12 protein-coding genes are annotated in these 12,213 nt (G+C 64.1%); 7 read left to right on the top strand and 5 right to left on the bottom strand.

Annotated features, from left to right (window positions below; all coding sequences use genetic code 11):
- The first annotated feature begins 32 nt into the window (after positions 1-32).
- On the top strand, positions 33-842 hold the full coding sequence (locus AXW83_RS04170; protein WP_066610909.1) for an IclR family transcriptional regulator: 810 nt from the start codon (positions 33-35) through the stop codon (positions 840-842).
- Positions 843-936: 94 nt separating this feature from the next.
- Here AXW83_RS04170 and AXW83_RS04165 read toward each other — a convergent pair whose 3' ends face one another.
- Genes AXW83_RS04165 through AXW83_RS04150 form a run of 4 tightly spaced genes read right to left on the bottom strand, consistent with a single transcriptional unit; the run spans position 937 to position 4,919 of the window.
- Complete coding sequence (locus tag AXW83_RS04165; protein ID WP_066610908.1) at positions 937-2,214, bottom strand: TRAP transporter large permease; 1,278 nt, start codon at positions 2,212-2,214, stop codon at positions 937-939.
- A 10-nt stretch (positions 2,215-2,224) separates the two neighbouring features.
- Complete coding sequence (locus tag AXW83_RS04160; RefSeq protein WP_210179639.1) at positions 2,225-2,737, bottom strand: TRAP transporter small permease; 513 nt, start codon at positions 2,735-2,737, stop codon at positions 2,225-2,227.
- Entirely contained in the window at positions 2,734-3,720 is a 987-nt protein-coding gene (locus AXW83_RS04155; RefSeq protein WP_066610906.1) for a TRAP transporter substrate-binding protein, read from the bottom strand. The genes AXW83_RS04160 and AXW83_RS04155 overlap by 4 nt, the downstream gene beginning before the upstream one ends.
- A 47-nt stretch (positions 3,721-3,767) precedes the next feature.
- Positions 3,768-4,919, bottom strand: coding sequence for a mandelate racemase/muconate lactonizing enzyme family protein (locus AXW83_RS04150; RefSeq protein ID WP_066610905.1), 1,152 nt, complete (start codon positions 4,917-4,919; stop codon positions 3,768-3,770).
- Between the two features lie 109 nt (positions 4,920-5,028).
- Here AXW83_RS04150 and AXW83_RS04145 point away from each other — a divergent pair, with 109 nt between their 5' ends.
- The gene (locus tag AXW83_RS04145; RefSeq protein ID WP_066610904.1) at positions 5,029-5,976 is read left to right on the top strand and encodes a LysR family transcriptional regulator; all 948 of its coding nucleotides are present in this window, start codon (positions 5,029-5,031) and stop codon (positions 5,974-5,976) included.
- Here the strand turns inward: AXW83_RS04145 and AXW83_RS04140 are convergent.
- Entirely contained in the window at positions 5,921-6,892 is a 972-nt protein-coding gene (locus AXW83_RS04140; RefSeq protein ID WP_066610902.1) for a LysR family transcriptional regulator, read from the bottom strand. The two genes, AXW83_RS04145 and AXW83_RS04140, sit on opposite strands and share 56 nt — an antisense overlap.
- A 111-nt stretch (positions 6,893-7,003) precedes the next feature.
- Here AXW83_RS04140 and AXW83_RS04135 point away from each other — a divergent pair, with 111 nt between their 5' ends.
- From AXW83_RS04135 to nhaA, 5 genes are all read left to right on the top strand, one after another.
- On the top strand, positions 7,004-8,065 hold the full coding sequence (locus tag AXW83_RS04135; RefSeq protein ID WP_082766931.1) for a TRAP transporter substrate-binding protein: 1,062 nt from the start codon (positions 7,004-7,006) through the stop codon (positions 8,063-8,065).
- Between the two features lie 28 nt (positions 8,066-8,093).
- Positions 8,094-8,684 carry a TRAP transporter small permease subunit gene (locus tag AXW83_RS04130; protein ID WP_066610898.1) on the top strand — a complete coding sequence of 197 codons (591 nt, stop codon included), beginning with the start codon at positions 8,094-8,096 and terminating at the stop codon, positions 8,682-8,684.
- A gap of 6 nt (positions 8,685-8,690) precedes the next feature.
- The gene (locus tag AXW83_RS04125; RefSeq protein WP_066610896.1) at positions 8,691-9,980 is read left to right on the top strand and encodes a TRAP transporter large permease; all 1,290 of its coding nucleotides are present in this window, start codon (positions 8,691-8,693) and stop codon (positions 9,978-9,980) included.
- 34 nt (positions 9,981-10,014) lie between these two features.
- Positions 10,015-10,686: an HD domain-containing protein gene (locus tag AXW83_RS04120; protein WP_210179638.1), complete on the top strand. Its 672-nt coding sequence runs from the start codon at positions 10,015-10,017 to the stop codon at positions 10,684-10,686.
- Between the two features lie 345 nt (positions 10,687-11,031).
- Complete coding sequence (gene nhaA, locus AXW83_RS04115) at positions 11,032-12,201, top strand: Na+/H+ antiporter NhaA (protein ID WP_066610894.1); 1,170 nt, start codon at positions 11,032-11,034, stop codon at positions 12,199-12,201.
- Positions 12,202-12,213: the final 12 nt, after the last annotated feature.

Genomic DNA, 12,213 nt, shown 5'->3' with positions numbered 1-12,213 from the left:
GAGCCGGCACACATTCGGATACTGCGCGAGCCATGGCCCATATTCCCGCCGAACGCTGCTTGTCCATCGTCGAGCTTCTTGTGGAGGAAGCGGGCGAGATGCAGCTCGGCGACATCGCCCTGCGGCTGGGCTTGCCCAAGAGTGGCGTCCACCGCCTGCTGGGCGCTTTGATCCAGCAGGGCTGGGTGGCGCAGGATGAGCAAACGAGCGCCTATCGGCTAACGATGCGTCTGAGCATCCTGGGTCAACGCCTCTACAATGCGACGGGCATTCCCGATATCTGCCAGCCCGTGCTCGACAATCTGGCCGTGGAGACCCGCGAATTCGTCCGCCTCGCCGTCATTGACGCCCATGCCTTGGTCTGGATCGCTGATGCACAGGGCGCACGCGGCGGCCTGATGTACCAGCCGTTGCTGAGCACCAACACCGTGCCCCTTCATGCCACGGCGAGCGGAAAATCCTGGCTCGCGCGCCTTCCACCCACGCAGGTGCATCATCTGATCGCCCGCAATGGCGGCTTTGGTGAACCTGGCCAGTATGGCCCCAACGCGGTGCGCAGTTTCGACCAGCTTTTCGCCGAGCTGGAACACACTCTCGCACGTGGCTACGGAATTGCAGTCGGCGAGGCGGAGCCCGGAGTCACGGCGGTTGCCGCCGCCATCATCTCAGGAGTCGAGGGGCACATCGTAGGCACCGTGAGTGTGGCCGCCCCCAATATCAGACTGGGCTTAGCACAACTCAATATCGTTGGCCGTCGCGTGATCGACGCAGCCGGCCAGTTGTCCGAGATCTGGCCGCTACGCGAGAAGGCGAAGCGGGGAGGTTTGTCAGCAGCTGCATGAAGGATAGCTAAAGTGATGGCAGGCTGGAAACAAGCAGCCGACGCGCTGCGCCAATACCAGACTTTAAAGCAATGCCAAGGAGCGGACCTTTAAATCAGCGATACACCAGGTCGCGTAGCGCGAGCGAAATCCACGGCACGTAGGTGATCAACATCAGGCAGGCCAGGACCACGCCGATAAAGGGCAGGAGCGACTTCGTCATTCGGTCGAGCGAGATCCGGGCGACCGCGCAGGCGGCGAAGAGATTGACGCCGAAGGGTGGCGTGATCATGCCGAGCGCCAGGTTGACCACCATGACCATGCCGAAATGGACCGGGTCGATGCCGAAGGTCATCGCGACCGGCGCCAGAATCGGGGCCAGCACAATGATCGCCGCCGAGGTCTCGATGAACATGCCGATCACGAACAGGAACGCGTTGACCGCCAGCAGGAACGACCAGCCGCTGTCGAAGGTCGCGATGATATAGGCACCGATCTGGGCGGGCACGCCGGCGCGTGTCAGCAGGAAGCTGAACAACCCCGCCATCGCGATGATCAGCATGATCACCGAAGACGACACCACCGATTTGCGCAGGATCGCGATGACTGCGGCGAGATCGAGCTCACGATAGATGAAGCAACTCACGATCAGCGCGTAGAAGACGGCGACGATCGACGCCTCCGTCGGGGTGAAGACACCGCCATAGATGCCGCCGAGGATGATCACCGGCATCATCAAGGCAAGCGCCGCCGCGCGCGTCGCCGGCCAGACGCCGAGGCGGCCTTCGTGGTCGGTCTTGCCGTAGCCGCGGATCAGGCACCAGACCCAGACGGAGAGCATGAGTGCGCCGGCGATCAGGATGCCGGGGCCGAAGCCAGCGACGAAGAGCTCGCCGATCGAGACCTCGGCGGCCACGCCATAGAGGATCATCGGTATGGAAGGCGGAATGATCACGCCGAGCTCCGCCGCGCTCGCCTGGAGCGAGGCCGCAAACGAGACCGGGTAGCCATGCTTGACCATGGCCGGGATCAGGATCGCACCGATCGCAAAGGTGGTGGCGACGCTGGAGCCGGAGACGGCGGCGAAGATCATGCAGGTCAGGATGCAGGTGCAGGCCAGCCCGCCCTGGACGCCGCCGACAAGGCTCTTGGCGAAATCGACCAGCCGGCGCGAGATGCCGCCCTCGCCCATCAGGTTGCCGGCGAGGATAAAGAACGGCACGGCGGCGAGCGGAAACTTGTCGAGCGAGGCGAAGGCCTGCTGTGCCACGAGGACGAGCGGCAACGGCGTGTAGAGGCTCATGCCCGCGACGGCCGCCAAACCGACGGCGATAGCCACCGGCACGGAGCACAGGAAGAGCACGCACATCGTGACGAGCATGGTGGCGGTCATGATCGGCTCCTCAGACCGCGGTTTCGAGTTCTTCGCGACGCGGATCGAAGAAGTGGGCGACGACGGCCAGCATCGAGATCAGCGCGCCCGTCGGGATTGCGGCATAGGCATAGCTCACCGGGATCTCGAGGCCGGCGAGGTTCTGGAAGCGCACCCGATTGGTCAGGTCGATGCCGAACCAAACGAGCACCGCAAGCAGGCTCAAGGTCGCCAAAGCGATCACCGCTTCCAGCGCGCGCCGCTGGCGCCCGCGAACCAGCCGGTATAGCAAATCGACCGAAATCAGCGAGCCGGCCCGCACCGCGGATGCCAGCCCGAGATAGGCCATCCAGATCAGCATGATCCGGATGAGCGGCTCCGACCAGGTCGCCGGCTCCTGCAGGATGAAGCGGGTCAGCACCTGGAAGAGTCCGGCACAGGCCGCGACCGTCATCGCGACGCAGCCCATGGCTAGCGCCGCGCCGGTGACAAGGCGCTCGGTTGCGAGCAGCAGCGCGACCGGGCGGCTACCTTGCGCGCTCACTTCTGATCCTTGATGCGCGCGATCGTCGCCTCGCCGAAGCGCTTGCCGAGTTCGGCGAAGGCCGGCTTGAGCAGGTCCTGGAACTTGGCGGTGTCGACCTTCTCGACGACCTGAAGGCCGAGCTTGCGCAGCTCGTCGATGCCGGTCTTCTCGACCTTGGCGACCTCGTCCTTGCAGATCGCCATGGCGCGGCGCCCGGCCTCGACGAACAGCTTCTGGTCCTCGGGCGACAGCGCCTCGAAAGCACGCGGGGCCATGACGAAGCCGACCGGCGTGAAGGCATGGTTGGTGATCGTCAGATACTTCTGCACCTGGCCGAACTTGTTGTTCAGGATCGCGCCGATCGGGTTTTCCTGGCCGTCGACGACGCCTTGTTGCAGCGCGGTGAACACCTCGGGCAGCGCCATCGGTGTCGGCAGGGCGCCGAGCGCGCGCCAGACCTGGAGATGGATCTGATTCTCCTGCGTGCGGATCTTCAGGCCCTTGACGTCCTCGGGGCCGTTGACCGGCCGGCGGCTGTTGGTGAGCTGGCGAAAGCCGATGCCCCCAAAAGCGAGGCCCTGCAGCCCCTTGGCCTTGAACTTGGCCAGGATCTCCTGGCCGATCGGGCCGTCGAGAACCGCTTGGGCGTGGTCGAAATCGCGGAACAGGAAGGGTATGTCGAAGACCTGAACCTCGGGCACGAAATTGGCGATGACCGAGGTCGAGGGGACAGTGAGATCGACCGTGCCGATCTGCAGGCCTTCGAGCACTTCCCGGTCACCGCCGAGGGCGCCACCCGGATGCAGGCGGATCTCGATACGGCCATTGGTCTTGGCCTTGATCTCCTCGGCAAAGGCGGTCATCGCGATGCCTTCCGGCGCCGTCGCCCGGCCGACGATCGCCAGATTCAGCACTTTGGGCTGCTGTGCCGTGGCCGTCGTGATGCCGGCGAGGCAGGCGACGCCGATCAGGGCGGTATGCAGGATGGAGGTCAGTCGCATGGTTCGTCTCCTCTGGGATGCGGTCGCGGTTGAGTCCGACGAGCCGGTTATTCGATGGTCCAATGGTTGGCGATGAAGGGTTCGAGCTTTTCGGGCGTCAGGTCGAGGCCCAGGCCCGGCGCATCGGGAACGGCAACCATACCGTCGCCGTCGAGCGGATGGCAGGCGAAGGCGGTGCGGAGCGGATTTTCCGAAGGATCATACTCGAAGAGCGGCCAGCGCAGGCGGCCGCGCCGCTCCGGCAGGCAGGCGGCGAAATGCAACGAGGCCTGGAAGTTGACAACCGAGCCCCAGACATGGGGCACCAGCGCGACGTCGAACGCCTCGCACAGCGCCGAAATCCGCATGCCCTCCGAGAGCCCGCCGCACAGGCCGAGATCGGGCTGGATGAAGTCGAACACGCCCGCGGTCAGATAATCGCGGAACGCGCGGAGGCCAAACAGCGCCTCGCCACCGGCCAGCGGCATCGGCGATGCGGCCGCGAAGCGGCGGTAGCCCGGCAAGTCGTCATGCGCGATCGGCTCCTCGAGCCAGACCGGATCGACCTCGGCGAGCCTGCGCGCGATCGCCATCGCGCCCTCGACCGTGAAGCCCTCGTTGAGATCGACCATCAGCGGCATCGCAGCTCCGATCTGGGCACGGACCTTGAGCGCCGTCGCGCCATCCTGTGCCGGATTGCTGCCCATCCGCAGTTTGATCGCCCGGAATCCTGTGTCGAGATAGCCGGCGATATCGGCCTCGAAATCCCGATAGGGATTGCCGGCAGGCTTCATAAAGGGACCGCTGACATAGGCCGGAATGCGGTCTCGCAACTTGCCCCCGAGCAGCGCATGGACCGGCTGCCCGGCGATCTGGCCGGCGAGGTCCCACAAAGCCACATCGAGGCCGCCGAGCGCCATGGTCGAGATGCCGCGCCGGTCATAGCCGAGCTTGGCCGCCATCGCCTGCCATCCGGCCCGCGGCGTGGTTGCGTCGCGGCCGATCAGCACCGGCGCGAAATGCTCGCGGATAAGTGCGGCCGCCGCACCCGGATAGGCCCAGGTTTCGCCCCAGCCGACGGCGCCGGCTTCGCTCGTGATGCGGAGCAGCAGCGCGCCACGGCGGTCGAACATCTGCCGCGAATTGCCGACGGTCTCTCTCAACTTCGCCGTGAGTTCGAAGCCCTCAATGCGGGTAATTTTGGGAGGCGCGGACAGCATGGACACTAAGGGTTGCGGCAGGGACGCCATCGTAGATCAGCTTTGCAAACGCTAATCCAATTGGTTTATCTGCAGGGGTATTCATCAGGTATCCTAATATGAGCATCGTATGGGTATGAGATTTACGATCGCGCAGCTTGAGGCCTTCTTCTGGACTGCGCGGCTCGGTTCGCTGAGCCGCGCCGCCGGCCATCTTCACATGTCTCAACCGACGATCTCACTGCGCCTGCGCGATCTCGAACAGGCGCTGAATGTCGAGCTGTTCCAGCGGAAGGGGCGAGGCCTCGCGCCGACAGCGGAGGGGCTCGCCCTGCTGCCGCGCGCCGCTGCGCTGCTGGAGGAAGCGGACCGGATCATGCTCCAGACCGATCCGGCTATCGTGACCGGCAACATCCGCGTCGGCTTCGCCGAGGGCTTCGCGATGACCTGCCTGCCGGCGCTGCTGGAGACCGTGCGAGCGAGTTATCCCCTGCTGAAGGCCGAGTATGTCGTCTCGATCAGCTATGAACTGGAGCGCGAACTCAACGAGCGGCATCTCGACCTTGCCGTGCTGGTCAATCCAATCGGACGGCCCGGCATGAGGCTCGTGCCGCTCGGTGTGCAGGACACGGCCTGGGTCGCCTCGGTGAAATGGGGGCTTGGGCCGGAGGTTCGCCCGGCGGATCTCTATCACCTGCCGATCGTCAGCAATCAGCCGCGATCGGCGATGTTCCGGCAAATCAAGGACTGGTTCGCGACCGCCGGACTCGAACCGCTGCGCCATGATCTCTGCAACAGCGTCGCGGTGATCGGCCATCTCGTCTCGTCTGGCGTCGCGCTCGGTGTGCTTCCGGCACGGATGATGGAGGCCGACGTCGCGTCGGGGCTGGTCAAGGTGCTGAAGCCCGTGCCGGAGCTCAATCATGGCCGGGTCTATGCCAGCTATCCGGAGGGCGGGCTGACGGCGCCGGTGAGCGCGATGCTGAAATCGATCCAGAAGGCGCTCGATGCGATCGACTATCTCAAGGTCGACGCGCCGATCCCGTTCGACGGGGCGGTTGCCTCGGCGGGCGCGTAAGGGTTGGACCTTCCGCCGCAGGCAGCAGGAACGGGACCTGATCGAGGACGCGCTGCGCTGCCGCGATCACCACTTCGATTTCCGCCGTCGCACCGCCGACGCGATGGCCGGCGCAGAGCGAGGCATGCTGGAAATCGGGCACCGAATGAAGCTTCACGACCCGTCCTGTGCTCAGCGCGGGTTCCATCAGCTTCACCGGAAGGAAGGCAGCGGCGACGCCTTCCTGCACCAGATGGGCGATGACCATCTGCCCGGTGCAGAAATCAAGTCGGCGCGGTTTCACGTCAGCGGCACTGAACCATTCCGTGATCTGCCGATGCATCGCCGAGGGCGGCGGATTGGACAGGATCTGGCAGTCCTGCAGATCGGCGGGCCGCACGATCGGCCCCAGACCCAGGCTGTCGGACGCGACCCAGGCCGCTTCCTGCCGTCCGAGATGGACGAGCCGGATGGCCGCCCCGTCGCTGGGATGGACCAGAAAAGCGAGATCGAGCCGATGGGCGCAGAGATCGTCTTCCAGACGCGAGCTCGTCGCCACCGACAATTCCAGCCGCAGCAACGGATAGCGCGCCGCGAGATCCTTTAGGATCAGCGGCAGGCAGGCGACCGCGAAGGTTTCGGGCAGGCCAACCTTCACCGTGCCGTGGAGCGACCCGGTCGAGCCGGCGCGCTCGCGCATCCGGCCGAGTTCCTCGATGATCGCGATGGCATGGGCAAAAAGCCGGTCGCCGTCCGGGCTCAGCCTGAGTGCCGCGCCGGAGCGGTCGAAGATCCTGACCCCGAGTTCGTCCTGCAGGGATTTCAGCCGAAGCGAGACAGTCGGCTGCGCGAGGAAAAGATGCCGGGCAGCCGCCTGCACCGAGCCGAGGCGTGCCGTCCAGACGAATGCCTCCAGCTCCGCGATCGTCGGGCGCATTGAAATTTCCAATGTTGCTAGGCGAGATAATCCAATTGGATTTGCGATTGCAATGCGGCTTACGCTGTTTGTGAGAAGTCGGATAAACGGCCTTACCAAGGGGAGAGTGCGATGCAGCGACCTGTTCGGGTCATGGCCTTTCTGGCCGCCTTTGGAATATCCGCCCTGGGTGCCCAGGCGCAGGACTTCCCAAAGCTCAATCTCAAAGTGTCTGGCGGCAACCAGACGCAGAACCTGTTTCAGAAGATCTACAAGCCGTTCTTCACCGAAATGCTCGCGGCCAAGACCAACGGCGCGATTACCACGACCTTCGGATCGCTCGAGGAACTCGGCCTGCGCGGGCCTGAAGTGCTGCGGCTGCTTCGCCAAGGCGTGTTCGACATCTCCGAGGCGACGATGAGCTACATGGCCGGCGAGGATTCGCGCTTCGACGGCCTCGACCTGCCCGGCGTCACCGTCGACATCGCCACGCAGCGCAAGGCGGCCGACGCGTTCCGGCCCGCGCTCGCGAAGGCGCTGGAGACGAAATACAACACCAAGCTCCTGAGCATGAGCCCGGTCGCGGCGCAGATGTTCTATTGCAAGGGCGAGATCCTCGGCCTCGACTCCCTGCGCGGCAAGGCTGTCCGCACCTTCAACCGCGCGATGTCGCAGATGGTCGAGGGCGCCGGCGGCTCCTCCGTCAACGTGCCTTTCGCGGAGGTCATTCCCGCGATGCAGCGCGGCGTCGCGCAGTGCGCGGTGACTGGCACCTCAGCTGGGAACACGGCACGCTGGTGGGAGGTGAGCGACCACCTCTATGCACTGCCGATGGGCTGGTCGATGACCTTCTTCGGCGCCAATTTGAATAGCTGGAAGAAGCTCGACGAGAAGACACGGACCTTCCTCGAACAGCAATTCGCCGAGATGGAAGGCCGCATGTGGGCGCAGGCCGGCAGCGACATCCAGGACGGCGTCAACTGCAACACCGGCTCCGGGCCCTGCAAGGACGGCATCGAGGCCAACCCCAAGATGAAGTTCGTCACCGTCTCCGATGCCGACAAGGCGGTTGCGCAGAAGATACTGCGCGAGCGCGTGCTGCCGGACTGGGCCAAGCGCTGCGGCCCGGAATGCGTCGCGGAGTGGAATGCGACCGTGGGCAAGGTGGCCGGGGTCGAGGCGAGCGCGCAGTAGACCCGCGGTTCAAGCGAGGCGCTTCTTCATGAAAAGATTTCACGCGATCGTCGCGGCCATCTCGCTCTGGATGGCTCGCCTCGGCGGCCTGATGCTCGTCGGCTCCGCCGTGGTCATCACCATTGAGATCCTTGCGCGCAAGGTGATCCACATTCCGTTCAGCGTCGGCACCGAATTGTCGAGCTATGCCCTCGCCATCTCGGCAAGCTGGTCGTTCAGCTATGCGCTGCTGAACCGCGCGCATGTGCGGATCGACGTGATCCGGAACTGGACGCCGCCGACCATCCGGTTTTGCCTCGATGTGCTGGCGCTCGGCTCGCTCGGGGGCGTCGCCATGATCCTTGCCTGGTTCGCTTGGGACACCGTCGATACCTCTTGGGCCCTGGGCGCCCGCGAAAACACCTCGCTCGGCACGCTGCTGGTGATCCCGCAAGGGCTGTGGTTCGCCGGGCTGATCTGGTTTGCCCTCGTCTGCGTGGAACAGCTCGGGTTGGTCGCGCTCGCCCTCATGCAAGGTGACCAGGCCGCCGCAGCCGCGATCGTCACGACGCCCGATGTCTCCGACGAGATCGACGAAGCGCTCGAGGCCGTGGATGCACAGCCCGTGATCCCGAGGTAAGCCGCCATGGTCCCGAGCTCGCTTGGCCTCCTCATCCTCCTGCTCGGACTCAGCATCCCTGTCGGCGCGGCGCTGCTGCTGCTCGCACTATCGCTAGGAGCGGCTTTCTCGCCGATGCCGATCTATCTCGCTATGGGCGAGGTGATCTGGTCGGCCTCGACCAATGCGATCCTAGTCAGCGTGCCGCTCTTCGTGCTGCTCGGCGAGATCCTGCTGCGCTCGGGCATGGCCGACCGACTCTACAGCTCGATGAGCCACTGGCTCGCCTGGCTGCCGGGCGGGCTGATGCATGCTAATATCGGCGCCTCGATGGTGTTTGCCGCGACATCGGGTTCGAGCGTTGCGACCGCGGCGACGATCGGGACCGTCGCGACGCCCGTCATCAAGACCTACGGCTATGGCGAGCGGCTCTTCCTCGGCTCGGTCGCCGCGGGGGGGACGCTCGGTATCCTGATCCCGCCCTCGATCAACCTGATAATCTATGGCTGGCTGACGCAGACCTCGGTGCCGCAGCTCTATCTCGCCGGCTTTGTGCCCGGCATCGTGCTCGGGCTGATCTTCATGGCGACGATCGTGATCTGCTGCCTGATCCGGCCGCAATGGCGCGGCCGCACGATCGAGACCTCGTGGAAGCAGCGCGTCGAGAGCCTCGGCGGCCTTGTCCCGCCCGGCATCATCTTCCTGATCGTAATCGGCAGCATCTATGCGGGCTTCGCGACGCCGACGGAATCGGCCGCGCTCGGCGTCGTCGTGGCGATCGGGCTCGCGGCGTTCAACCGCAAGCTTTCCGTTAGGATGATACTCGAAGCGCTGGACGGCACCATGCGGACCTCGGCGATGATCATGCTGATCGTCGCCTCGGCCTTCTTCCTGAATTTCGTCCTGTCGGCGATCGGTCTCGTCGGTGCGCTGAACAGCTTCATCACCGGCCTCGGGCTCGGGCCAATGGGGACGCTGGTCGCGATCATCGTCTTTTATCTGGTCCTCGGCTGCTTCATGGAGCCGCTGCCGATGATGATCGTGACGATCCCGATCATCGTGCCGGTCGTCATCCAGGCCGGCTTCGACCCGGTCTGGTTCGGCATCATGGTGGTCCTGCTTTGCGAGACCGCGATGATCACGCCGCCGGTCGGCGTCAATCTTTATGTCGTGCAGGGCGTCAGGGGACGCGGCGTCATCAGCGACGTGATCCTCGGCGTCCTGCCCTTCATCGCCAGCCTGCTCGTCATGATCGTGCTGATCATCGCCGCGCCCGGCATCGTCATGTGGCTGCCGCGCCTGATCGGCGCGCAGTGAGCACCATCCAAGACCCGACCACCTGGAGAAGACCGTGACCTATCCCCGAACCGTCACGCTGCGTGGCAAGACCATCGAGATCACCCAGGCCAAGCGCGCCGCTCGCGTCGCCGAGATGCCCGAGATCGACTGGATCGAGGATGGCGATCTGCGCGATAAGGTGATCGACGCCTGGGTGGCGGCGCTCGAAGCCCACGGCTTTACGCAGATCGGCGAGATGAAGCCCTCCGGCAACTACGACTCCAACCCACTGCTGACCGGCACTCAATGCGACCATATGCGCTCGGTCTGCCGCTTGGCGGTGAAGACCGCCGAGGAAATGGCCGCGCTGTTTCCGAACTTCCGCTATGACCGCAATATCCTAATCGCGGGCGCTCTCTGCCACGACATCGGCAAGGTTTGGGAGTTCCAACCAGACAATGTGCAGCGCTGGAAGGCTAATCCCTACGCCACCGGCTTCCCCTCGATCCGCCACCCCGGCTATGGCGTCTTCATCTGCTTTGCCATGGACCTGCCGGAGCAGGTCGCCCATATCGCCGCGGCACATTCGGCAGAGGGCGAGCTGCTTGAGCGAAGCCTAGAGAACACTATCGTTCACTGGGCCGACGTGACCTTCTGGAAAACCGTGGCAGCCGGACGGCAATTCGCGGAAAGCGATACCTGGCTCGACGGGTTGACCGGTGGTGTCAGTGGCCAGCCTAAGTAGGGTAGCTGACGAATATCAAAAAGCGCGCGGTGAAGCATCGGGCACATGTGCTTGGTCAATCTATAGGACAGACGCTTCGCGGTTATCGGGCACGCTTTTTCTACTGGTTCAATCGTAACCGTGTGCCTTCGTCGGCTATGGGCAGAACCGCCCTCCCCGCTCCCGGGTGAAAGGCGCCACTTCCTGACCTTGGGCGCGTTCCATATACCGGACGGTGGATGCGGCTAGCTGCCCAGTTGCCCAAGAATGCCATCGATGCGATAGAGCCGGCAGGGTGTTCCGCTCCAATCGTTGAGCGGGCAGGACGAGCGTAGGTCGGGCCGCCAGCGCGGGAAACCTGCGCCTATGACCCGGTCCTTTTCAACATTTCGCGAATTCCTGCGCAATGAGGCGGCCGGCGGCCTGGTCCTCATGGGCGCGGCGCTGTTGGCGCTAGTCGTTGCGAATTCGCCGTTAGCACCGACCTACTTCTCCGCGCTCAAGGCCTATATCGGCCCTCTTAGCTTGCTCCATTGGATCAACGATGCCCTGATGGCAGTCTTCTTCCTGCTCGTGGGGCTCGAGATCAAGCGCGAGGTCGTCGACGGCCAACTTTCGACGTGGAGCCGCAGAACACTTCCCGGTGTCGCTGCGCTGGGCGGCATGATCGTTCCTGGTATCATCTACGTCGCCTTCAATCGTGCCGACCCTTCAGCGCTACGCGGCTGGGCCATTCCTGCGGCAACGGACATCGCATTTGCCTTGGGCGTGCTATCCCTACTTGGATCTCGAGTGCCGACGTCCCTCAAGGTCTTTCTGGCGGCTCTGGCCATCATAGACGACCTCGGCGCCGTCATCATCATCGCCATCTTCTATACGGCTCAATTGAACGTCTACGCACTCCTCGGCGCACTGTTCGTATTTGGAATCCTGAGGGCGCTGAACACCTTCGGTTACGACCGGCTGCCACTCTACCTCGCATTCGGCGTCGTGTTGTGGGTGTTGGTATTACTGTCCGGTATCCACGCCACCATCGCAGGCGTCGTGCTCGCCCTGATGATTCCAATCGTGCCGACGCCCGCCAAGCCCGAAGCGGCTCTAGACATCTCGCCGCTGCACCGCCTTGAGCATGCGCTCCACGTCCCCGTGGCTTTCGTCATCGTCCCGATTTTTGGGTTCGCTAATGCGGGCGTCTCTTTTATTGGTCTGACACCTGCGGTGCTCGGCGACACGCTTGCGGTGGGCGTGGCCGCCGGCCTTCTTTTTGGCAAACTGTTCGGCGTCTTCGGCGCGGTGACACTGCTTGTGAGGGCAGGATGGGCAGACCTCCCCGCGCACGCGACATGGCCTCAGATGCTGGGTGTCTCGCTGCTATGCGGCATTGGCTTCACGATGAGCCTTTTTATTGGCCTGCTCGCCTTTGATGACCCGTCCATGCAGGATCGCGTGAAATACGGAATCCTCGTCGGATCCTTGCTAGCAGGCATGACCGGCTATCTGGTCCTTCGCACACAACGACAGAGGAGAAATGCATGATATTTAGGCGTC

It is taken from the genome of Bosea sp. PAMC 26642 (assembly GCF_001562255.1).
Taxonomy (GTDB): Bacteria; Pseudomonadota; Alphaproteobacteria; order Rhizobiales; family Beijerinckiaceae; genus Allobosea.
Note: the sequence above shows the minus strand (reverse complement) of the source record. Positions and strands in the feature narration are given on the sequence as shown.